Source organism: Methylobacterium sp. E-045, from assembly GCF_022829685.1.
Taxonomy (GTDB): domain Bacteria; phylum Pseudomonadota; class Alphaproteobacteria; order Rhizobiales; family Beijerinckiaceae; genus Methylobacterium.
Map to the genome: position 1 here is coordinate 87,711 of NZ_JAKSYE010000089.1, position 20,004 is coordinate 107,714.

Sequence of the window (20,004 nt, forward strand, 5' to 3'; positions counted from 1 at the left end):
TAATCAGGCGACCGAGGCGAGGAAAAGTTCCTCGAAAGAAGCGAGCCTCTTGATCGCTCGCGGTTCGGCATAGGGCAGAACAGTACCCCACATCAGCCGCATAGATGCAGTGCGGTGGTCTGCTTCCTCGATAAATGCGTCGCTGCTCACAGGTTATCACCATGGCGGGTGATCGCGTCGAGCAAGGCCAAATGCTGGCGACGGACGATCCTGAGAAAGGTCGCTTCCTCACCCAAGGCTCGCGCCAACACGATCGCACCCTGTATCCCGGACACCGTTTCTTCCGCGAGCTGCATGGCCAAAGACGGCGGAACGCCCCCCGCCTCAAGACAGTGAGTCAGCGCCGACATCCAGCGCGCAAAGTAGGTCTTCACTCGATCCCTGAACGCCCCTCCGGAGGAGTTGAGGCCGATGCTACCGACGAGACATATCCTGCCGCCGGACCGGAAGTATGCTGTCACGTCCTCGATCATGGACGTGATTGCCGCTGCCGGATCACGTCCATGCTCCAGTGGCGAGAAGATCGTCGTAGCGAACCAGCGGTTTATGTCGGCAAGGACCGCCTCCATCATCTCCTCCTTTCCGCCGGGAAAGAAGTTGTAGAGGCTCCCCTTACCGAGGCCGGACGCCTTCGACAGCATGGACAGGCTCGCGCCCTCGAAGCCATGCTCGCGGAACGCCTCCGCCAGTGCCGGCAGGGCGTCGGCACGCCCCGTCAGGATGCGCGTCGCGCTCAGAGGTCGAGATCGCTGAGCGAGGGATGATCGTCCGGGCGACGGCCGGGCGGCCAGTGGAACTTCCGCTCGCTTTCCGTAATGGGCCGATCGTTGATCGAGGCAATGCGGCGGGCCATCAGCCCAGCGTCATCGAACTCCCAGTTCTCATTCCCGTAAGACCGAAACCAGTTCCCGCTGTCGTCACGCCATTCATAGGCGAACCGCACTGCGATCCGGGCGCCGTCGTGCGCCCACACCTCCTTGATCAGGCGGTAGTCCAGCTCCTTCGCCCACTTACGCGTCAGAAGACCCACAATCGCGTTCCGGCCAGTGAGGAACTCGCCCCGGTTTCGCCAGACGCTATCGGGCGTGTAGGCCAGCGATACCTTCTCCGGATCACGACTGTTCCATGCATCCTCGGCCATCCGGGCTTTCTGCGCGGCTGTCTCAGGGGTGAAGGGCGGCAAGGGCGGTCGGGACATGGCTCTACCTGCAAACTAGGATGTACCGATCGGTACAAGTCCGCCGCGACGAAGTCAATCTTCCCCAAACACCATGCGACAATCCGATAAGCAATTCCCGAAGCAGACGGTCCAGCTCCGCTGCTTTGGGAATTGTCGCTGCTTGTTGCGCGGCGCCTACACCTCGCGCGGCATGTCGGTCATCCTCAGTCTCCCACGAGGCGCAGACCGCATTGCAGTCGAGCGTCAGCTGCTGCCGCAGAACGGAGAATCTGAGAGCCTGAACGGCACGGTCCGTCCGGAATGACCGGCTTATCCGCTGAGCACAGGTCTTTAATTTGACTACCAAACCGCAGCAAGGCTCCGCAGCCTTCCTTTGAATTGGGGGCTGGATCGAAATATCGCCCAAGCGCGACCGCAGATATCGTCGCAAGCAACTTTGCCTCCGACCGGAGCGAATCAACGGCGATACGGTCGCAGGCTGACAGTGTTCCGTAGGTGGAACAGCGTGTCCAGAATTTGCGGCTTACCGGGTCCGGGTGGATCGCTACCTTGGGATCACCACGAAGGAGGCAGCCATGATCGACACCGCAAACACCGTCCGCCGCAACATTCTGGTGCTCGGCGCCACCGGCGGCACGGGGCGGCACATCGTCGCCCAAGCCCTGGCGCAGGGGCATGCGGTGACCGCGCTGGTGCGCTCGCCCGACAAGGCGAAGGACTTGGCCGGCGCAAGGCTCGTCACCGGCGATGCTCGCGACGAAGCCGCGTTGCGCGCGGCCGTGATAGGCCAGGAAGCGGTCGTCATCGCGCTTGGCACCCCGGCCAGCCCGTTCCGCGAGGTGACGTTGTTGTCGACCGCAACGCGGGCGCTGATCGCCGCGATGAAGGCGGAGCGGGTGTCGCGCCTCGTCGCCATCTCCGGCATCGGCGCCGGCGATAGCCGCGGCCATGGCGGGTTCCTGTTCGACCGGCTGATCTTCCCGCTGCTGCTGCGCCACGTCTATGCCGACAAGGACCGGCAGGAAGCACTCGTCCGGAACAGCGGTCTCGACTGGACATTGGTGCGGCCGGCGATCCTGAACGACAAGCCCGGCCGCGGCACGCTCCGCGCGACGGACGACCTGTCCGGCTTCAACGGCGGAGTAATCTCGCGCGAGGACGTTGCACGCTTCGTCATCGGCGAAGTCGCCGATCCGAAGTGGATTGGCCGTTCGCCTCTCGTCTTCTGGTGAGCGGCTACTTTTCCAGGGCATCGGGGCGGCCGAGAGCTTGGCCGATCCGATCAGCGCACTCCCATGCTTTCAAGGAGCGAACAGATGCCCATTATCGATCACGACGAACATCTTCTGGATCGTGCCGCGATGGTCGCGATGCGGGGGTTCATGAAATTGGCGCCGGCAATGGCGGTCGGACCGGAGGGTCGCGAAGCCTATGACGCACTGATCGAGAAGACACCAACGCCCGAGGGGGTGGAGTGGGTGCAGGCCGAGATCGGCGGCGTTCCCGGCTGGCTGTGCCGCCCGGCAGATGCCGTGCCCGGCCGGGCCGTGCTGTTCCTTCATGGCGGTTGCTACGTACTGGGATCGGCGACCGCTTATCGCGGTCTCGCCAGCCAGCTCGCCGCGCGGGTGAAGGGCGCCGTCTTCGTTGCCGACTACCGGTTGGCGCCGGAGCATCCGTTTCCGGCCGCGTTCGATGATGCCCGCCAGGCGCTCGACGGCATGGCGGCGGCCGGCTTCGATGCGGTCGCGGTTGCCGGAGACTCGGCCGGGGGCGGGCTGGCGCTCGCTCTGGTGGCGTCGGGCGCTCCCGCCACCAGAGCCGTCGGTGCGGCGATGTTCTCGCCCTGGATCGACCTCTCTCTCACCGGCGAGACGATGCAGAGCCGCGCCGACGTCGACCCGATCCTTTCGCGCACGATCCTCCAGCAAGGCGCGGATCAGTATCTGCGCGGCGCCGATTCCGCCGATCCCCGCGTGAACGCCATGCATGGCAAATTGGCGTCGCTGCCGCCGGTGCGGATCGATGTCGGTGACGACGAGGTGCTCCTCGCTGACGCGTTGCGGTTCGAAGCGGCCGCTTCGGGCGTCTCGGCGGCATGCGACGTGCATGTCTGGAAAGGCATGGTCCACGTCTTCCCGTCGAACGTCGCGATGCTGAAAGCCGCGCCCGAGGCGCTCGATGGCGCCGGTGCCTTTCTCGAAGCCGCCTTTAGCAAGGGGCGTGCGCTGTGAAGCTCTACTGGGGACGCGGCACCTGCGCGATCGGCATCCACATCCTGCTGGAAGAAGCCGGCTTGCGCTACGAGCTGGAGGAGGTCGACGTCGGCCACGGCGCGACGCACAGGCCGGAGTTTCTGGCGATCAATCCCAAGGGCAAGGTGCCGACACTCGTGCGCGACGACCGCTCGGTGCTGACCGAATTCAGCGCGATCGCGACCTGGGTTGCACGGCAGGCTCCGGCCGCAGGGCTGCTTCCCCACGACGCCGAAGCCGAGGCGCGTGCGGTCGAAGTCCTCGCCTATGTCGAAGGTACGATCCACGGACAAGGCTACGGACGGCTGTTCGCGCCGTCACAGTTCGCACCGCGCGACGAGTTGGCGGATGCGGTCAGGCAGCGTGGTCGCGAGATCGTCGAGCAGGGCTTCGGCACAATCGACACGACGCTGGCGACGCACAACTTCGCGGCAGGCGAACGGTTCACGATCGCAGATGCCGCTCTCTTCTACGTCGAGCGTTGGGCGGCGAAGGTGGACATCACCCTCCCCCGCACGTCCAGCGCCACTTCGAACGGCTTCTCGCCCGACCTGCCATCGAGCGAGTGCGGGACGCATGGGGAGAAGCCTGAGCCGCACGCCCCACGGTCGCGCTGGTCACCGCGCGATATAGGCGGCAAGCTCGTCGGGCGTTCCGTTGGGGAACGCCTGCTTCAAATGGTCAAGGAAGGCGGCGACGCGGGCGCTGAGCAGGCGACGCGTCGGGTAGAGCGTCCACAGCGCGATGTCGGGCGCGTCCACCTCGCCCCACAGCACCAGCGCGCCGTCGGCCAGGTCGTGGCTGACGAGGGAGAGCGGCAGCCGTCCCGCGCCCACGCCCGCGCGCACCGCGTCGCGCACCATGATGAGCGACGACAGCCCCATGACAGGATCGACCGCGATCGCCGCGATGCCGTTCTCCGTCCTCATCCGCCATGTCTGGCGATCGCCGGTCGTGCGCACCACCGCGGGCACGGCCGCTTTCCCCGCCGGCCGGGCAAGCGCGGGATTCGCCACCACCACCAGCCGGTCGCGCAGGAAGGCGCGACCGACCAGGTTGTCATCGGGCGCGGGGTTGACCCGGATGACCAGGTCGTAGCCCTCCTCGATCATGTCGACCTCCCGGTCGTCGGTCGTCACCTCCAGCCGCACCGCCGGATGCTTGAGCGCAAAGTCCGCCGCCAGCCTTCCCATTGCCGTCTGTGCAAATAGCAGCGGCGCGCTGATCCGCAGGCGCCCCTTGGGCGCGCTGCCCCCTGCCGCGATCGCGGCCGCGCTCTCCTCCAGTTCCGTCAGCAGCATGCCGGTGCGCTCGAACAACGCGCGGCCTTCCTCCGTCAGCTTGAGGTCGCGCGTGCCCCGCTCGAATAGCCGCAGGTCGAGCGCGGCCTCCAGTTCCGCCACACGCCGTGACAGCGTCGCCTTGGGGCGGTTCGCCGCGCGCGCGGCGCGGCCGAAGCCGCCATGGCGGGCGACAAGGGTGAAGTCGGCAAGCGCGAGCAGGTCCATGGCGTTCCACCAGCGAGACGGGGAGTCCAGATATAGCGCCTATTCGCCGCGATGTGGATCGCTCATTTGTGGGTCAGCCAAACGGGCTCAATCAAGGAGTGAACCTCATGACCATCCTCGTCACCGGCGCCACCGGCAATGTCGGCCGCAACGTCGTCGACCAACTCGTCCAGCGCGGCGCCGACGTGCGCGCCCTCGTCCGCGATCCCGCCAAGGCGACCCTGCCCGCCGGCGTCCACGTCGTGCAGGGCGACCTGCTCGACGTCGATGCGCTGCGTGCCGCCTTCTCCGGCGTCTCCACCCTGTTCCTGCTCAATGCGGTGGTGCCGGACGAGTTCACCCAGGCGCTGCTGACGCTGGGCGTCGCGCGCGAAGCCGGCGTACGCCGCGTCGTCTATCTCTCGGTGATCCACAGCGACGTCTACGTGAACGTGCCGCACTTCGCCGGCAAGTTCGGCGTCGAGCGGATGATCGAGGCGATGGGCTTCGAGGCAACCGTGCTGCGCCCCGCCTACTTCATGGACAATGAGCACACGATCAAGGACGCGATCACCGGTTATGGCATCTATCCAATGCCGATCGGCGCCAAGGGCGTCGCCATGATCGATGCGCGCGACATCGGGGAGATCGCCGCGATCGAGCTTGTCCGCCGCGAAGCCTCGGCCGAGCCGCTGCCGTCCGAGCGGATCAACCTGGTCGGCCCCGATACGCTGACCGGCGCGGATGCGGCCGCGATCTGGAGCGACGTGCTCGGCCGTCCGATCGCCTATCCGGGCGATGATGTCGCCGCGTTCGAGCAGAACCTGCGCCAGTTCATGCCAAGCTGGATGGCGTTCGACATGCGGCTGATGGGCGAGCGCTTCGTCAGCGACGGCATGGTGCCGGAGGCCGGCGACGTCGAGCGCCTGACCACGCTGCTCGGCCGCCCCTTGCGCACCTATCGCGACTTCGTGGCGGAGATCGTCGGCTGAGCCCGCGACCCGAACCCCATCCCATCCAGGAGACGAACCATGATCTACTCGACCGCCACCGTTCCCGTGAACCTCGCCGGAGAGACCCGGCTCACCCGTGAACAGGCCTGGAAGGGGCTGGAGAAGAAGGCGCGCGACGCCCGCCTGTTCCTGCCGCCGGGCCTGTGCACCCGGTGCGACGTTACCGAGGAGAGCGCGACCCACTTCGTGCGCGAGGCGACGATCGCCGGCCAGGACTTGCGTGAGATCATCACGCTCGAGCCGCAAGCCAAGGTGACCTTTTTCCAGGCCACCGGCCCGCGCGAGGGCGCCGTCGTCAACGAATTGTTCGAGGACGAAGCGGGCGAACTCCAGCTCCGCTTCTACTGCTATCTCGGCCTGCGCGACAAACAGCCGGGCGGTCCCGAGGAGCAGGCCGAGCAGGCACAGTTCGACAGCGACAAGGGCTACAAGGCCGCGCTCCTGTCGACCCTGAAGCGCACCCGTGAGTTGCTGGCTGACGGCAGCCTCTGAGCATCAGGAAGCGACGGCGGAGCCATCCGGCGGGTAGTTCCGCCGTCCTCGGCTTTTTGGAGGCACTGTTGCCGATCAAACCCGTTCGCCAACTATTGGGAAGTGGGACTATCGCGCCGTTTGGCCGCGCTTCTGTTTTCAGTCATCGCGCAGTCGCATGAAGTCGACAAAAGCCCGAACCGCGGCAGGCATGCGTGTCCTGCTGGAATAATAGATGTGAAAGCCTGGAACGGGCCTGCACCACTCGTCCAGCACACTCTCCAGTGCGCCGGAGGCAAGGTGCGGCAGCGTAGGCGTCTCGGCCAGATAAGCTAGTCCCATCCCCTGCAATGCGGCGGACAGGAGCAGGTCGGTATCATTTGCCGTCAACAGGCTGTTGACGGCTACGGTCGTCCGGCCATTCTCTCCATCGAACTGCCATGGCATCAACACGCCGGTCTTCGCCCATTTGTAGGTGAGGCAACGATGGTTCGTCAGCTCTCCTGGAGTACTGGGCGGCGGATGATTGGCGAAATATTCCGGCGAGCCAACAACCACGATCCGCAAGTCTGTCGAGAGCCTCACCGCGATCATGTCGCGGCTGACCTGATCACCGGTGCGGACGCCGGCATCGAACCCTGTGGCCACCACGTCGACCATCTCGTTGTCCACGACAAGGTCGAGCCGGATCGCTGGATAGGCCGCGGCGAACGCACCGAGCTTGGGGCCAATCACCAGGTGCGCTGCTACGCTCGGCAGGTTAATGCGGACAGTGCCCCTCGGAACATTGGCTTCACCGCTCACGTCGCGCAGGGCGGCGATCATCTCCTGCATGGTTGGTGCCACACGGTCGTACAGCGTTTGTCCCGCCTCGGTCGGCGCCACGCTACGCGTCGTCCGGTTCAGAAGTCGTGCACCCAGGCGCTCCTCCAACGAGCGGATCATCCTGCTGAGCGCGGAGGGCGATACTCCAAGGCGTTTGGCCGCACGACGAAAGCTCCGCTCATCGGCAACCAGAAGAAATGCTTTCAACTCAGCGAACTCGCTCGGCGTCATGATTGTGCACCCTGCGCGCAATGAATCATGCCGATAATAGCCCATATTTATCTACAATCCGATGCACCATCTTCTGTGAGCGCGGCGTGGGGTCGCCGAGACAAAAGAGGAGATCCAGGATGACGACGATGCGACGGTGGGAAATCGATGCGATCGGGCGTGAGCATCTGAGGCTGCGCGATGTGCCGGTGCCGGTGCCCGGTCCGCGAGAGGTCCTTGTCCGCGTTGCGGCCGTGGGACTCAACTATCGCGACAAGATGGTGATCGAGTCAGGCCGCGGTCTGCCGCTCCGCTTCCCGTTCACGCCTGGCTCCGATCTCGCGGGCGAAATCGTTGAGTTAGGCGAGGAATCCTCGCGTTTCGCCAGAGGGGATCGCGTGATCTCGACCGCCACACCGGACTGGATCGACGGGCTCCGCCCCGGCACAGCCCGCACGCCGGCATACAGGACGCTCGGTGGACATTATCCCGGCGTGCTCGCCGAATACCTTGTTATGTCGGAGGACTGGCTTGTCCTGGCACCTGCGTCACTGGACGACCGACAGGCCTGCACTTTACCGATAGCGGGTCTCACCGCCTGGTTCGGGCTGGTTGAGCGCGCTGGCGTCCGCGCGGGCGATACCGTGCTGATCCCGAGCACCGGGGGCGTTGCCCTGTTCGGGTTGCAGATCGCGAAGGCGCACGGTGCCGAGGTGATCGTTTGTGGCCGGGCAGAGAATGAGGAGCGAGCGCGGCAGCTCGGCGCCGACCAGTTTATCGACGCGGGACGCGACGACTGGATGGAGCAGGTCTACCAGGTGACCGGCGATCGCGGTGCTGACGTGGTTCTGGAGGTGATCGGTGGTGCGCATCTCGGCCAGTCGGTTGAACTGACGGCAGTCGGTGGCAAGGTCTGTCAGATCGGTGCGCTCGATGGCTTCAATTTTACCGCGCCGGCGATGCCGTTGATGCTGAAGGATGTGACCATTCACGGTATCGGCACCGGCAGCCGCAGCGCTCTGGAACGGCTCGTCAGGGCCGTAGACCGCACCGGGATCAAACCCGTCATAGACTCATGCTATCCGCTGTCCGAGCTACCGGCCGCGCTGGACCATCTCGACCGGGGCCCATTCGGCAAGGTCGTCATCACTGTGGCAGCCTAGGGTCAGGACTCACTGATCAGAGCCAGAAGATGACGGTGGCGGCGAGCGCGATGGCGGAGAAGAAAGTGGTGGGGCAGCGGTCGTAGCGGGTGGCGACGCGGCGCCAGTCCTTCAGGCGGCCGAACATGATCTCGATGCGGTTGCGACGCTTGTAGCGACGCTTATCGTATTTGATGGGCTCCTTGCGCGATTTTCGGCCCGGTATGCAGGGCTTGATCCCTTTCTCCTCCAGAGCGTCCCTGAACCAGTCGGCGTCATAGCCGCGATCGGCGGGAAGGCAGATCGATCAGCTTGTATAACGCTCGATCCACCGCATCGACGAGCGTACTGAGATTCTGACGTTATTCTGCAATCTGCCGGGCGCCTTACAAAGAGAGACAGGAATGCAATTCGCACTTGGAGATCAGATGCAGAACCAACACGTCGCGCTGGTCACAGGCGCCAATCATGGTGAAATGGGAGCAATCGAACGTAGTGCAGAACTGATCGAGCGCGATGCTTGGCTCGACCTATTCGCTGCGGCACCCGATCATGTACGAGAGAGTCTCGGTTTGGCCAGCACAATGGTAGCGGGTATGGGGCTGTTGGGTTGTCGGGCTATCCCCATTACCGAGCTGAACCGTGCCATGGCAGTCGGGATTGAAGGCGAGCTGTCGCGCGACGATCTGGACGAGGCGGTGGCTTGGCTGGATTCGAACGCTACCGGCTGGGCTTTGCAGGTCGCGCCCTTCGTGACGGCTGACGTGGTGCAAGCCTTCATTGCCCAAGTGTCGTTGACCGCGACGGGAACCGGCTGGGCCAAGTTCGCCAGAACGGATGGAGCATCCGAACCCCTGCGTGGAACGATCGAGATCGCACGGGTGGATGCCGCATCGGCCGCTTCGTTCGGCAGCGCGGTGGCCGGAGGTTTTGGTCTGCCGGCCCCGTGTGCCGCCTGGTTCGCCGCACTCGTTGACCGGCCGTCGTGGCATTGCTTCCTCGCAATCGTAGACGGAGCCGTTGCTGGCGGCGGCACCATGTACGTTCGTGACGATGCCGCTTGGCTTGGCATCGCCGGCACACTCCCAGCCTTTCGCAGCCAAGGCGTACAACGCAGCCTTCTCCACCGTCGGATTGCGGCCGCTACCGAAATGGGTGCTCGCGTGGAATCCAGCGAAACAGGACAGCCTGGCGAAGGACAAGAAGCGGAGTTTCCATCGTTCCGGAACATGTCGCGGGCCGGATTCGAACGGCTCTATGTCCGCCCCAACCTCAAACGAGAGAGCTAACTGGCCGCCATCATACCGTTCCCAAAACACCATCCTTTGCGGGAGCGGCAGCTTCGCCACCCTTCGCCCGATATCTGCCGTTCCGTTTTCCACCCAAGATTACCGATACGAGCACGACGTCGGAGCGGGCTCAACGTGGCTTCCCTGTGCAGCGCTCAATCCCGCCGCGCCTACTCGTTGACGGCGCACCTATTCTGCACCTAGCCAAATTCAGCGGTTGGCAATCACTACTTTGCGAGCACCTTAAGGACCTGAGTTATTTAGAGAAACGGCTTGTCGCGATAACCGGTCGCTTGTTAGACAAACCACTTTTTGAAGGGAGTCGCGTCTACTGAATGCGTCCCCTCGTAGCGGGCCCCTCGCGTTTCGAGCTTGTCCAATAGCGCCTGTTCGCCCCTGTGCTGCACCTAGCAGTCAGGAAGAACCCGCCCATGTGTACGCTATAGCCCGAAAACACCGCACGGCGTTTCGAAGGGGCTTCCAGTATCAGCATCTATCATTCTCAATCGCCCTAACAACGCAGGAGATTGAGCATGGCAAAGATCGAAACCACACAAATTCGGAGAACAATCCGGCGGCAGCAGCTGCGCGAGATGGTGCCGATGGCTGACAGCACTATTTATGAAATGGAGCAGCGTGGCGAGTTTCCCCGCCGGTTTGCGCTCTCGCCACGTTGTATCGTCTGGGACCTGGCCGAGGTCGAGGCTTGGCTGATGGCCCGGCGGGCTGCGCCGATCCGGCGCGCCCAACACCCCGATGTCACCAAGCGTAAAACCCGCCCCGTCAAAGGGCGGGATCAAGCTCCATCAAGGGCATAGCTTGCGGCAAAAGCGTGGGGGCATACTTCCGGCCGTCGATCCAGGCGTCAACGGTATCCGCCCACTGCTGCATCATATGCCGACGCTGCGCCTCATACTCGGCCTTGTTATAGACGCCGCGCGACGAACGCCCGTCCTCGTGCGCCAGGCACTTCTCGATCCAGTCGCTGTTAAAGCCCAGCTCATTAAGTAGCGTCGAGCCCGTACGCCGCAGATCATGGACCGTGAATGGCTCCAACGGCAGCCCCTCCTTCTTGGCTCGCTCGACGACAGCGTAGGTGATCCGATTGAAGGTCGCGCGAGACATTGGCGCATCCGCGTCGTACCGGGACGGCAAAAGATATCGGGAGTTGCCGGAGCAAGTCTTAAGCGCGATCATGATGTCTAACGTCTGTCGGCACAGGTAGACGTTGTGCGGTTTCGATCGCTTCATGCGCTCCTTCGGGATGGTCCAGACGGCGTTGTCGAAATCGATCTCGTCCCAAACTGCATCCTGCAACTCGCTCTTCCGGACCATGGTGAGCAGGTAGAGCTTCATACCGAGGCGGATCGTTGGCAACGTCGCAACATGCTCGAGCTGCTTGAACATGATGCGGATCTCTGCCGGCGAAAGCGCGCGGTCCTTCGGCGTAAAGGTAGCGATCGAGGCTGGACCGACGTCATCAGCCGGATTGGCGACCTTCTCGCCGTGCAGAATGGCAAAGCCGTAGATCTGCTTCAGGATATCCCGCACATGGATAGCAGTTGCAGGCGCACCCCGTTCGACGATCTTGCCGCAGTGAGTGCGTAGATCATCCGGTGTGATCTCCGTCAGGAGACGATTTCGCCAGACGGGCATGAGTTCGCGTTCGAAGATGGAGCGACGCATCGCGCGTGTGCTGTCGGCCATGGTCGCGTTGGTCAGCCACTTCTCGCCGAACTGGCCAAAACTCTTTGCTTCCTTGATCCGGCGCTTCTCGCGCTGCTTCTCGATGGCGGGTGACCGCCCATCGGTGATTGCGCGCCGCGCGTCGATGCATAGCTCGCGAGCCTTGGCGAGCGATATTCCGTCACGGGCATATCTGCCGAGATAGACGGTCTCCCGCCTGCCGTTCAGCCGATAGTCGAGCCTGAATGAGATGGCGCCCGACGGCGCGACGCGCACATACATGCCGTCATGATCGGAAACCTTGTACATTTTGGCTTTTGGTTTCAAAGACTTGAGTGCTGCATCGGTCAACATTTCGGGCTTCCTCGCGGAAAAGTACCGTCACGCGGTTTTTGCAGGCCGATGGCGTCGAAAGTGCTTTTATATCAGTGCGTTATTTCGAAAAAAGTACCGTCATTGGCCTGATTTGACCTGACGGTACTTTCGTTTTTCCGGTTGATCAATGGGGGCGAGGCCCGTCAGAGAGGCCGCCGAACGCTATCTATGCCCACCGATAGATATCAATAGGCAAAGGATGGATTTATTTTAATTTCCAGTGTGTTAAGTCGTATCGCAGCGTAAAATCGGCGGCGTTCGGATGGGCCTGAATCATTCCCACTCGATCGTGCCGGGCGGCTTCGAGGTGATGTCGTAGGTCACCCGGTTGATGCCCTTCACCTCATTGATGATGCGGGTGGCGACGCGGCCGAGAAAGGCCATGTCGAAGGGGTAGAAATCCGCCGTCATCCCATCGACCGAGGTCACGGCGCGCAGCGCGCAGACATGGTCGTAGGTGCGGCCGTCGCCCATCACGCCGACCGTCTTCACCGGCAGGATCACCGCGAAGGCCTGCCAGATCGTGTCGTAGAGACCAGCCTTGCGGATCTCGTCGAGATAGATCGCATCGGCCTTGCGCAATGCGTCCAGCTTCTCGGCGGTGATGGTGCCGGGGCAGCGGATGGCGAGGCCGGGGCCGGGGAAGGGATGGCGGCCGACGAAGGCGTCCGGCAGGCCGAGCTCCTTGCCGAGCACCCGGACCTCGTCCTTGAACAATTCGCGTAAGGGCTCCACGAGCTGCATGTTCATGCGCTCGGGCAGGCCGCCGACATTGTGGTGGCTCTTGATCGTCACCGAGGGGCCGCCGGTGAAGGACACGCTCTCGATCACGTCGGGGTAGAGGGTGCCCTGGGCGAGGAAGGCCGCGCCGCCGATCTTCTTGGCCTCCTCGTCGAACACGTCGATGAACAGGCGGCCGATGGTCTTGCGCTTGATCTCCGGGTCGCTGACGCCCTCCAGCTGCCCGAGAAACAGCTCCTGGGCCTGAACGTGCACGAGCGGGATGTTGTAATGGTCGCGGAACAGCCGCACGACCTCCTCGGCCTCGCCCATGCGCAGCAGGCCGTGATCGACGAAGACGCAGGTGAGCTGGTCGCCGATGGCCTCGTGGATCAGCACCGCCGCCACCGAGGAATCGACGCCGCCCGACAGGCCGCAGATCACCCGCTCCTTGCCCACCTGCGCGCGGATCTTGGCGATGGCCTCCTCGCGATAGGCGCCCATGGTCCAGTCGCCGGTACATCCGGCGATGTCGCGCACGAAGTTGCGGATCAGCAGGGCGCCGTGCGGGGTATGCGCCACCTCCGGATGGAACTGGACCGCGTAATATTTGCGCGACTCGTCGGCCACCGCCGCGAAGGGCGCGTTCTTCGACAGGGCGACGGTGGTGAAACCGTCGGGGAGTTTGGTCACCCGGTCGCCGTGACTCATCCAGACCGGATAATGCTCGCCCACATGCCAGACGCCCTTGAACAGGGGACAGTCCGAAATGATCTCGATCTCGGCGCGGCCGAACTCGGCATGGTGCCCGCCCTCGACCTCGCCGCCGAGCTGGGCCGCCATGGTCTGCTGGCCGTAGCAGATGCCGAAGACCGGCACGCCGGAATCGAACACCACCTGGGGCGTGCGGGGCGAGGCGTCGCTCGTCACCGATTCGGGGCCGCCGGACAGGATCACGCCCTTGGGCTTCGACTCGGCGAAAGCCTCCGCCGCCTTGGTGAAGGGGACGATCTCGCAATAGACCCCCTCCTCGCGCACCCGCCGCGCGATGAGCTGGGTCACCTGGGAGCCGAAATCGACGATGAGGATCTTGTCGTGGTCGGTATTCATGGATCGGAGTTAGACGAGCCCCCGCCGCCGTGCAACGCGCAGGTTCCGCAGGACGCGCACCGCCCACATGCATCGGGCGCGCCCATCGCCCATGGGAGGCGACGGGCTCACGCGCGGAGGAAGCCGCGCCGCCGCATCCAGGTCAGGAACAGCCCGGACCACGCCGCCGCCGGGGAGCCCGGCACGCCGAGGCCGAAACCATGGCCGCCACGCTCGAACAGGTGCAATTCGGTGGGCACCAGGGCGCCGCGCAGGGCGGAATACATCAGCAGGCTGTTGTCCACCACGGCGATGGGGTCGTCGGCGGCCTGGGCGAGGAAGGTCGGCGGCGCCTTCTCGCGCACATGCGTATCCACCGAGTAATCCGCCGCCTTGACCGGGTCGGGCGGGTCGCCCGCGAGGATGCGCCGCGTCGAGGTGCGGTCGAAGGGCGGCCGCAGGGTGATGACCGGATAGATCAGGCCGGCGAGCTCGGGCCGTGCCGAGAGGGCATCGCTCGCATCGAGCGGCGTATAGGTCTCCGCCGCAGCCCGCACGGCCGCCTCCCCCATCAGGTGGCCGCCGGCGGAGAAGCCGAGCACGCCGACCCGCTCGGGATCGACGCCGTAGCCCACGGCGCCCGCCCGCACGAGGCGGAGCGCCCGCTGCACGTCCTGGAGCGGCGCGTCGGCGCCCGCGACCCAGCCCTCGCCGGGCAGGCGGTAGATCAGCACGAAGGCGGTGATGCCCACGCCGGCGAGCCACTGCGCCACCGGGATGCCCTCGTTGCCGATGTCGATGCGGCGATAGCCGCCGCCGGCCGCGACGACGAGGGCCGCCCCGTTGGGCTTGGCGGCGCGCATGACGAGGAGGCAGGGCCGGGCGACGTTGCTGATCACCCCGTCGCGGCTCTCGTCGAAACGCCCGTCCGCCGCGATGGGACCGCCGCCGCCGGGGGGCAGGCCGGGCCACAGGTCGATCACGTCGAGGTTCGTGCCCGGGGCCGGAACCGTCTCGGCACGGGCCTGCGCACCGCCGGACAGCATCGCCGCGGCTGCGGCGACCAATGTCCGGCGGTCGAGGCGCATCAGCCGCGTCGTTCCAGGTTGGCAACGTAGAACCCGTCCGTCCCCGTGAGCGCCGGGCTCATCTGGAGGCCGTGCCCAGTGAACCGCACCACTTCGCCGAGGCCCGGCGCATGGTCGGCGACGACCCTCTCCGCCGGCAGAACCGTCAGCCCGCCATTCGCCCGCGCGAGGATGCCGTCGATGGCGGCGTCGTTCTCCTCCCGCAGCAGGGAGCAGGTGATGTACGTGATCCGCCCTCCCGGCCGAACCAGGCGTGCGGCCCGGTCGAGCACCTCGGCCTGGTCCGTGACGCGGGCACTGAGGGAACCCGGGCGCAAGCGCCACTTCGCGTCCGGATTGCGCCGCCAGGTCCCCGAGCCGGTACAGGGAGCATCGACCAATACCCGGTCCACGGTGCCGTCGAGGTCGCCGAGGACATCGGCCCGCGCCCGTCCGCCGCGCGGGGTGCGGATCTCGGCCTCGGCACCGGAACGCCGCAGCCGGTCGTGGATCGGCGCGAGCCGGCGCGGATCGTCGTCGGTGGCGATGAGCCGACCCTCGTTCCGCATCATCGCCGCGAGGGCGAGGGTCTTGCCGCCGCCCCCGGCGCAGAGATCGACCACGGTCTCGCCCGCGCGCGCGCCGCTCAGGGCGCCGGCGATCTGGGAGCCCTCGTCCTGGATCTCGTACCAGCCGTCGAGGAATTCAGGTTCCACGTGCAGGGCGGGGCCGCGCCCGTCCTCGCCGAGGGGAATGCGCAGGCCGTTCGGCGCATGGGGCGTCGGCTGGGCCGCCAGATGCGCGAGCCCGGCCAGGGCGGTCTCGCGGTCGCGCTTCAGGGTGTTGATGCGGATGTCGAGGGGGGCGCGGCGGGCGAGCGCGCGCAGCTCCTCCAGGAGGGCATCGCCGAACAGGTGGCCGAGCGAAGGCAGGATCCAGTCCGGCACGTCGCCGGCCACATGGGCCGGGGCCTCGGCGAGCGAGCCCTCCACGATGGCCGTGCGCTCGGCATCGGTCAGGGGATCGGGCGCGAAACGCTCGCCGGAGAACAGCTCGGCGATGGTGGGCGCCGCGAGGCCGTGCTGCAGCCGCAGCATGCCGATCAGGATGGCGCGCGGGGTCTCGTCCCCCATCACCCAGGCGGAAGAGGCGCGCCGGCGCAGGGCGTCGTAGACGAGGCTCGCGATGGCGGCGCGGTCGCCGGACCCGGCGAAGCGGTGGGCGAGGCCCCAATCCTTGAGGGCATCCGCGGCCGGACGGCGCCGGCCGGCGATGTCGGCGAGCACTTCGATGGCGGCGGAGAGACGAGCGGGAGGGGTCAGGACGAAATCCTCAGGGTTAGGGAAGCATGACCGGTCATAGCCGTCGCCGCGATACGGTCACGCTTTGAGCCGGGGTCCGACACATTACAGCCGAGCTTCCGGCGCGATCGGCCGTCAGACAGGCAGGGCGCCAGACGTGTCTCGTGCCCTTGCTGCGCCCGAGCCCGCTGCGTCAACGTCCGGAGCCTCGCAATCGTCATGTCCCCCATCGTTCATCTCACTCTCGCGGGCCTCGTCCTGCTCAGCGTCGCCGCCTGCTCCACCGCGCCCGCCGTCGACCTGACGCCGCCGCCCCAGCGCCCCTACGATGCCAAGACGCAGCTCGAATACGGCAACCCGCCGCCCCCGCCCCCGGCTCCGCGCTACTGAGCACCCGCCTGTCCGGGGCCGCTCAGGCGGCCTCGCGGGCGCGGCGGTTCTCGTAGGCCTTGAGATGGGTGTAGACCCGGTCGAGCATCGGGTGTGCCCCGTCGCGGCTGCGGGCGATGAGATCGCCGACGATGTGATCCGCCTCGATCCGCGCCTTGTTCTCGATGTCGCGCAGCATCGAGGCGGTGAAGGCCGAGCCTTCCGCGGTGAGGCTCGTGCGCGTGTTCTGCATCACCTTCTCCCGCGGCGCGTAGCCGGCATCCTCCGCGATCCGGCGGCACTCCTCCATCAGCGCTTCGATGAAGGCGAGGCCGCCCGGTGCGGCGACGATATCGCCGATGGTGGCGCGCATCAGGCAGGTCGCCCCCGCGAGGGTGGCCAGGAACGACCACTTCTCCCACATCTCCAGCACCATCGCCTGGCTGAGGCGCGCCTGGAACGCCACGCCCTGCATCAGCGCCTCGATCCGCTCCACACGCTCCGAGCGCCCCCCTGCCCGCTCGCCGTAGGTGAGCGTGTGCAAGGGGCTCATCATGCGGATCTCGCCGTCCGCCCCCACCGTCGCCGCGATGGCGCAGGAGCCGCCGAGGACCCGCTCCGGCCCGAAGGCGGCGTCGAGGGCGTCGAGATGGCGCAGGCCGTTGAGTACGGGCAGCACCAGCGTCGCGGGGCCCACGGCCGGGGCAACGTCGGCGATGGCGGCGTCGAGGTCGTAGGCTTTGCAGCTGAGGAGAACGAGATCGAAGGCGCCGCTCTTTCCGGCCGCGAGATCGGAGGCGGTGACGGTCGCGGGGTCCGCGATATGGATGTCGCCGGCCGGACTCGTCACGCGCAACCCCGAGGCGGCGAGCTTCTCCGCCCGCGCCGGGCGCACGAGGAAGGTGACGTCCCGACCGGCCTCCGCGAGACGCGCCCCGAAATATCCACCGGTGGCACCGGCGCCGACGACGAGCACGCGCATGGAACGATCCTCACTCTCGATGAGCCTCCCTCTTTATCGGACGAGGGAGGCGGTTTTCCAGGCCGGTATTCAGAGTCCGATGGGAGCGAGAAAGATGCGCACCGCGAACACGATCCACATCGCCAGCAGGACTAGCGCCCCGAGGGCGTAGGCGCGGAAGCGGGAGGGGACGTGGTTCGACGTGACGTAGACGCCCGCATGGACGGCGCGCGACGTCACGAAGAGCCAGGCGAGGACGACGAAGAGCAGATCGGCCTTCTTGGTATAGAGCGCCAGCGGTACCAGGGCGAAGAACAGCATCGGCAACTCGAACTGGTTCGAGAACGCATTGGCCGATCGCTGCGCGCGGGGCGGCCAGTTGCGCTCGCCCAGGGAGACGTCGCCGGCGGCCACCGAACCCGCCTTGATCTCGGCGAAACGCACCCGTCCCATCCAGACCATCAGCACGAAGATCAGCAGCACCTGCGCGAAGACGGGGGCGAGGATGGCCTGGACGGTCATGGGGAAGTCCGATGCGGCGGCGTCACCGCCCGAGGGCGACGAGGCCGAGATGCGCGACGAGGATCGCACAGCCGAGGAAGTTGATGACGAAGACCCTGCCCCTGAGGGGCACGTCGTCGGTGAGCGTCTGGACGGCGGTATGGATCACCCGGCCGGCAAGGAAGAGCCAGGCGGCCCCAATATCGACCCAGGTCACCCTGTCGAGGGCCACGAGCAGGGCGACGCAGGCGAAGACGATGACGGGAAGTTCGAACTGGTTGGACAGATTTCGGGTGATGCGGGCGATCGCCGGCGGCTCGTCGCGACCGAACTCGAAACAGCCGAACTCCACTTCGCCGCGACGCACCGCCAGGAGGCGCGCCGCGGAAAGCCAGACATAGAGGCCGAAGGTGAGCCCGATCTGCGCCAGGACGGGCCAGAGCACGAGGTGGCGCGGATCGGACATCGGGTCGGGCTCAGGCGCGGCTGGGGTAGTTCGGGCTCTCGCGGGTGATGGTCACGTCGTGGACGTGGCTCTCGCGCAGGCCGGCATTGGTGATGCGGACGAACTGCGCCTTGTCCTGGAATTCGGGGATGGTGGGCGCGCCGACATAGCCCATGGCCGCACGCAGGCCGCCGGCGAGCTGGTGCAGCACCGCCGCCACCGGCCCCTTGTAGGGCACCTGTCCCTCGATTCCCTCGGGCACGAGCTTGTGGGTGTCGCTGACCTCGGCCTGGAAGTAGCGGTCGGCCGAGCCCCGCGCCATGGCGCCCACGGAGCCCATGCCCCGGTAGCTCTTGTAGGAGCGGCCCTGGTGCAGGAACACCTCCCCCGGCGCCTCGTCGGTTCCCGCCAGCAGCGAGCCCAGCATCGCCACGGAGGCCCCGGCCGCGATGGCCTTGGCGAGATCGCCCGAGAACTTGATGCCGCCATCGGCGATGACCGGCACGTCGGCCCGGTCGGCGGCCTCCACCGCTTCCATCAGGGCGGTGAGCTGGGGGACGCCGACGCCGGCCACGATACGGGTGGTGCAGATCGAGCCGGGTCCGATGCCGACCTTGATCGCGTCCGCGCCGGCATCGATCAGAGCCTGGGCCCCGTCGCGGGTGGCGACGTTGCCGGCCACCACCTGAACGGCGTTGGAGAGCTGCTTCACCCGGCGCACGGCATCCAGCACCTTGATGGAGTGGCCGTGGGCGGTGTCGACCACGATCACGTCGCAGCCGGCATCGATGAGGCGCTCGGCCCGCTCGAACCCGCTATCCCCCGTGGTGGTGGCGGCGGCGACCCGCAGGCGGCCCTGCTCGTCCTTCACGGCGCCGGGATAGGCCACCTGCTTCTCGATGTCCTTGACCGTGATCAGGCCGATGCAGCGGTAATGGTCGTCGACCACGAGGAGCTTCTCGATGCGGAACTGGTGGAGCAGGCGCTTGGCCTCCTCCTGGTTCACGCCCTCGCGCACGGTGATGAGCCGGTCGCGGGTCATCAGCTCGGCGACGGTCTCTGAGGGGTTGGTGGCGAAGCGCACGTCGCGATTGGTGAGGATGCCGACGAGCTTGCCGCGCGAGCCGTTGGGGCCCCGCTCCACCACGGGAATGCCCGAGATGCGGTTCTGCTTCATCAGCGCGAAGGCGTCGGCGAGCGTCTCGTCGGGGTGGATGGTGATCGGGTTGAGCACCATGCCCGACTCGTATTTCTTGACGAGGCGGACCTGCTCGGCCTGCTCGTGGGGCTCGAGATTGCGGTGGATGACGCCCATGCCGCCGTTCTGGGCCATGGCGATGGCCATCGGCGCCTCGGTGACGGTGTCCATGGCCGAGGCCAGGATCGGCATGTTGAGGTGAATCGTTCGGGTCAGTCTCGACGCGACGCTGACCTCCGTGGGCATCACCGAGGATGCGGCGGGGCGGAGAAGCACGTCGTCGAAGGTCAGGCCCTCGATGATGGAATCCGCGGTGATACGAGCCATGTGCCAACTCCCGAAACGGTGAGAGGCGCCGGGCTGGAACAGCCGTCGACGCCGAATGCGTTGGCACGGCGCAGTATCATGGGGCCGGACCCT

General features: G+C 66.1%; 20 protein-coding genes and 2 pseudogenes. 9 read left to right on the top strand and 13 right to left on the bottom strand.

The annotated features are described in order from the left end of the window. Nucleotides 1-146: 146 nt before the first annotated feature. Complete coding sequence (locus MKK51_RS17745) at nucleotides 147-737, bottom strand: TetR/AcrR family transcriptional regulator (RefSeq protein WP_279601203.1); 591 nt, start codon at nucleotides 735-737, stop codon at nucleotides 147-149. Further along, nucleotides 734-1,198, bottom strand: coding sequence for a DUF1348 family protein (locus tag MKK51_RS17750; protein WP_243979136.1), 465 nt, complete (start codon nucleotides 1,196-1,198; stop codon nucleotides 734-736). Before MKK51_RS17750 ends, MKK51_RS17745 begins: the two co-directional genes overlap by 4 nt. 557 nt (nucleotides 1,199-1,755) lie before the next feature. Between MKK51_RS17750 and MKK51_RS17755 the strand changes: the two genes are divergently transcribed. From MKK51_RS17755 to MKK51_RS27595, 3 genes and pseudogenes are all read left to right on the top strand, one after another. Continuing rightward, nucleotides 1,756-2,412: an NAD(P)-dependent oxidoreductase gene (locus tag MKK51_RS17755; RefSeq protein WP_243979137.1), complete on the top strand. Its 657-nt coding sequence runs from the start codon at nucleotides 1,756-1,758 to the stop codon at nucleotides 2,410-2,412. An 84-nt stretch (nucleotides 2,413-2,496) separates the two neighbouring features. Next, complete coding sequence (locus tag MKK51_RS17760; RefSeq protein WP_243979138.1) at nucleotides 2,497-3,414, top strand: alpha/beta hydrolase; 918 nt, start codon at nucleotides 2,497-2,499, stop codon at nucleotides 3,412-3,414. Continuing rightward, nucleotides 3,411-3,935, top strand: a pseudogene (locus MKK51_RS27595) (glutathione S-transferase family protein); the annotation flags it as partial. The gene MKK51_RS17760 and the pseudogene MKK51_RS27595, both read left to right, overlap by 4 nt. 117 nt (nucleotides 3,936-4,052) lie before the next feature. Here MKK51_RS27595 and MKK51_RS17765 read toward each other — a convergent pair. Beyond that, the gene (locus MKK51_RS17765) at nucleotides 4,053-4,943 is read right to left on the bottom strand and encodes a LysR family transcriptional regulator (RefSeq protein ID WP_243979139.1); all 891 of its coding nucleotides are present in this window, start codon (nucleotides 4,941-4,943) and stop codon (nucleotides 4,053-4,055) included. Nucleotides 4,944-5,050: 107 nt separating this feature from the next. On the opposite strand from MKK51_RS17765, the gene MKK51_RS17770 reads away from it, so the two are divergent. Both MKK51_RS17770 and MKK51_RS17775 read left to right on the top strand, forming a co-directional pair. Beyond that, a complete protein-coding gene (locus MKK51_RS17770) occupies nucleotides 5,051-5,914 on the top strand; it encodes an SDR family oxidoreductase (protein WP_243979140.1) in 864 nt (287 codons plus the stop codon). Between the two features lie 39 nt (nucleotides 5,915-5,953). Further along, nucleotides 5,954-6,427: an AtaL-like protein gene (locus tag MKK51_RS17775; RefSeq protein WP_243979141.1), complete on the top strand. Its 474-nt coding sequence runs from the start codon at nucleotides 5,954-5,956 to the stop codon at nucleotides 6,425-6,427. A 138-nt stretch (nucleotides 6,428-6,565) separates the two neighbouring features. Here the strand turns inward: MKK51_RS17775 and MKK51_RS17780 are convergent, their stop codons facing one another. Beyond that, entirely contained in the window at nucleotides 6,566-7,462 is an 897-nt protein-coding gene (locus tag MKK51_RS17780) for a LysR family transcriptional regulator (RefSeq protein ID WP_243979142.1), read from the bottom strand. 119 nt (nucleotides 7,463-7,581) lie between these two features. Here MKK51_RS17780 and MKK51_RS17785 point away from each other — a divergent pair, with 119 nt between their 5' ends. Continuing rightward, nucleotides 7,582-8,604 (top strand): zinc-dependent alcohol dehydrogenase family protein, encoded by a 1,023-nt coding sequence (locus MKK51_RS17785; protein WP_243979143.1) that lies wholly within the window; start codon nucleotides 7,582-7,584, stop codon nucleotides 8,602-8,604. A 16-nt stretch (nucleotides 8,605-8,620) separates the two neighbouring features. On the opposite strand, the pseudogene MKK51_RS17790 reads toward MKK51_RS17785, so the two are convergent. Continuing rightward, nucleotides 8,621-8,881, bottom strand: a pseudogene (locus tag MKK51_RS17790) (transposase); the annotation flags it as partial. 130 nt (nucleotides 8,882-9,011) lie between these two features. Between MKK51_RS17790 and MKK51_RS17795 the strand changes: the two are divergent. Together MKK51_RS17795 and MKK51_RS17800 are read left to right on the top strand one after the other, a co-directional pair. Beyond that, entirely contained in the window at nucleotides 9,012-9,872 is an 861-nt protein-coding gene (locus tag MKK51_RS17795; protein ID WP_243979144.1) for a GNAT family N-acetyltransferase, read from the top strand. 533 nt (nucleotides 9,873-10,405) lie between these two features. Further along, complete coding sequence (locus MKK51_RS17800) at nucleotides 10,406-10,690, top strand: AlpA family transcriptional regulator (protein ID WP_151689128.1); 285 nt, start codon at nucleotides 10,406-10,408, stop codon at nucleotides 10,688-10,690. Here MKK51_RS17800 and MKK51_RS17805 read toward each other — a convergent pair. The 4 genes from MKK51_RS17805 to MKK51_RS17820 all read right to left on the bottom strand — a co-directional run bounded on the left by MKK51_RS17805 (nucleotide 10,656) and on the right by MKK51_RS17820 (nucleotide 16,131). After that, the gene (locus MKK51_RS17805) at nucleotides 10,656-11,912 is read right to left on the bottom strand and encodes a tyrosine-type recombinase/integrase (RefSeq protein ID WP_243979145.1); all 1,257 of its coding nucleotides are present in this window, start codon (nucleotides 11,910-11,912) and stop codon (nucleotides 10,656-10,658) included. The genes MKK51_RS17800 and MKK51_RS17805 overlap by 35 nt on opposite strands. 294 nt (nucleotides 11,913-12,206) lie before the next feature. Next, nucleotides 12,207-13,763: a glutamine-hydrolyzing GMP synthase gene (guaA, locus tag MKK51_RS17810; protein WP_243979146.1), complete on the bottom strand. Its 1,557-nt coding sequence runs from the start codon at nucleotides 13,761-13,763 to the stop codon at nucleotides 12,207-12,209. Nucleotides 13,764-13,870: 107 nt separating this feature from the next. Then, nucleotides 13,871-14,830 (bottom strand): alpha/beta hydrolase, encoded by a 960-nt coding sequence (locus tag MKK51_RS17815; protein ID WP_243979147.1) that lies wholly within the window; start codon nucleotides 14,828-14,830, stop codon nucleotides 13,871-13,873. Then, nucleotides 14,830-16,131, bottom strand: coding sequence for an RsmB/NOP family class I SAM-dependent RNA methyltransferase (locus MKK51_RS17820; RefSeq protein WP_243979183.1), 1,302 nt, complete (start codon nucleotides 16,129-16,131; stop codon nucleotides 14,830-14,832). The genes MKK51_RS17815 and MKK51_RS17820 overlap by 1 nt, the downstream gene beginning before the upstream one ends. A 198-nt stretch (nucleotides 16,132-16,329) precedes the next feature. On the opposite strand from MKK51_RS17820, the gene MKK51_RS17825 reads away from it, so the two are divergent. Further along, nucleotides 16,330-16,500: a hypothetical protein gene (locus MKK51_RS17825; RefSeq protein ID WP_227438153.1), complete on the top strand. Its 171-nt coding sequence runs from the start codon at nucleotides 16,330-16,332 to the stop codon at nucleotides 16,498-16,500. A gap of 22 nt (nucleotides 16,501-16,522) precedes the next feature. Here MKK51_RS17825 and panE read toward each other — a convergent pair whose 3' ends face one another. The 4 genes from panE to guaB all read right to left on the bottom strand — a co-directional run bounded on the left by panE (nucleotide 16,523) and on the right by guaB (nucleotide 19,911). Beyond that, nucleotides 16,523-17,461, bottom strand: a complete 939-nt coding sequence (panE, locus tag MKK51_RS17830; RefSeq protein WP_243979149.1) for a 2-dehydropantoate 2-reductase — start codon at nucleotides 17,459-17,461, stop codon at nucleotides 16,523-16,525. A 69-nt stretch (nucleotides 17,462-17,530) separates the two neighbouring features. Further along, nucleotides 17,531-17,962, bottom strand: coding sequence for an MAPEG family protein (locus MKK51_RS17835; protein WP_243979150.1), 432 nt, complete (start codon nucleotides 17,960-17,962; stop codon nucleotides 17,531-17,533). A gap of 22 nt (nucleotides 17,963-17,984) precedes the next feature. Next, nucleotides 17,985-18,407, bottom strand: a complete 423-nt coding sequence (locus MKK51_RS17840; protein ID WP_243979152.1) for an MAPEG family protein — start codon at nucleotides 18,405-18,407, stop codon at nucleotides 17,985-17,987. A 10-nt stretch (nucleotides 18,408-18,417) separates the two neighbouring features. Next, nucleotides 18,418-19,911 carry an IMP dehydrogenase gene (gene guaB, locus MKK51_RS17845; protein ID WP_243979154.1) on the bottom strand — a complete coding sequence of 498 codons (1,494 nt, stop codon included), beginning with the start codon at nucleotides 19,909-19,911 and terminating at the stop codon, nucleotides 18,418-18,420. Nucleotides 19,912-20,004: the final 93 nt, after the last annotated feature.

Excerpts from the sequence above, each read along its gene's own strand:
- MKK51_RS17750 (WP_243979136.1), bottom strand. The coding sequence starts at position 1,198 with ATGTCCCGACCGCCCTTGCCGCCCTTCACCCCTGAGACAGCCGCGCAG.
- MKK51_RS17755 (WP_243979137.1), top strand. The coding sequence starts at position 1,756 with ATGATCGACACCGCAAACACCGTCCGCCGCAACATTCTGGTGCTCGGC.
- MKK51_RS17760 (WP_243979138.1), top strand. The coding sequence starts at position 2,497 with ATGCCCATTATCGATCACGACGAACATCTTCTGGATCGTGCCGCGATG.
- MKK51_RS17765 (WP_243979139.1), bottom strand. The coding sequence starts at position 4,943 with ATGGACCTGCTCGCGCTTGCCGACTTCACCCTTGTCGCCCGCCATGGC.
- MKK51_RS17770 (WP_243979140.1), top strand. The coding sequence starts at position 5,051 with ATGACCATCCTCGTCACCGGCGCCACCGGCAATGTCGGCCGCAACGTC.
- MKK51_RS17775 (WP_243979141.1), top strand. The coding sequence starts at position 5,954 with ATGATCTACTCGACCGCCACCGTTCCCGTGAACCTCGCCGGAGAGACC.
- MKK51_RS17780 (WP_243979142.1), bottom strand. The coding sequence starts at position 7,462 with ATGACGCCGAGCGAGTTCGCTGAGTTGAAAGCATTTCTTCTGGTTGCC.
- MKK51_RS17785 (WP_243979143.1), top strand. The coding sequence starts at position 7,582 with ATGACGACGATGCGACGGTGGGAAATCGATGCGATCGGGCGTGAGCAT.
- MKK51_RS17795 (WP_243979144.1), top strand. The coding sequence starts at position 9,012 with ATGCAGAACCAACACGTCGCGCTGGTCACAGGCGCCAATCATGGTGAA.
- MKK51_RS17800 (WP_151689128.1), top strand. The coding sequence starts at position 10,406 with ATGGCAAAGATCGAAACCACACAAATTCGGAGAACAATCCGGCGGCAG.
- MKK51_RS17805 (WP_243979145.1), bottom strand. The coding sequence starts at position 11,912 with ATGTTGACCGATGCAGCACTCAAGTCTTTGAAACCAAAAGCCAAAATG.
- guaA (WP_243979146.1), bottom strand. The coding sequence starts at position 13,763 with ATGAATACCGACCACGACAAGATCCTCATCGTCGATTTCGGCTCCCAG.
- MKK51_RS17815 (WP_243979147.1), bottom strand. The coding sequence starts at position 14,830 with ATGCGCCTCGACCGCCGGACATTGGTCGCCGCAGCCGCGGCGATGCTG.
- MKK51_RS17825 (WP_227438153.1), top strand. The coding sequence starts at position 16,330 with ATGTCCCCCATCGTTCATCTCACTCTCGCGGGCCTCGTCCTGCTCAGC.
- panE (WP_243979149.1), bottom strand. The coding sequence starts at position 17,461 with ATGCGCGTGCTCGTCGTCGGCGCCGGTGCCACCGGTGGATATTTCGGG.
- MKK51_RS17835 (WP_243979150.1), bottom strand. The coding sequence starts at position 17,962 with ATGACCGTCCAGGCCATCCTCGCCCCCGTCTTCGCGCAGGTGCTGCTG.
- MKK51_RS17840 (WP_243979152.1), bottom strand. The coding sequence starts at position 18,407 with ATGTCCGATCCGCGCCACCTCGTGCTCTGGCCCGTCCTGGCGCAGATC.
- guaB (WP_243979154.1), bottom strand. The coding sequence starts at position 19,911 with ATGGCTCGTATCACCGCGGATTCCATCATCGAGGGCCTGACCTTCGAC.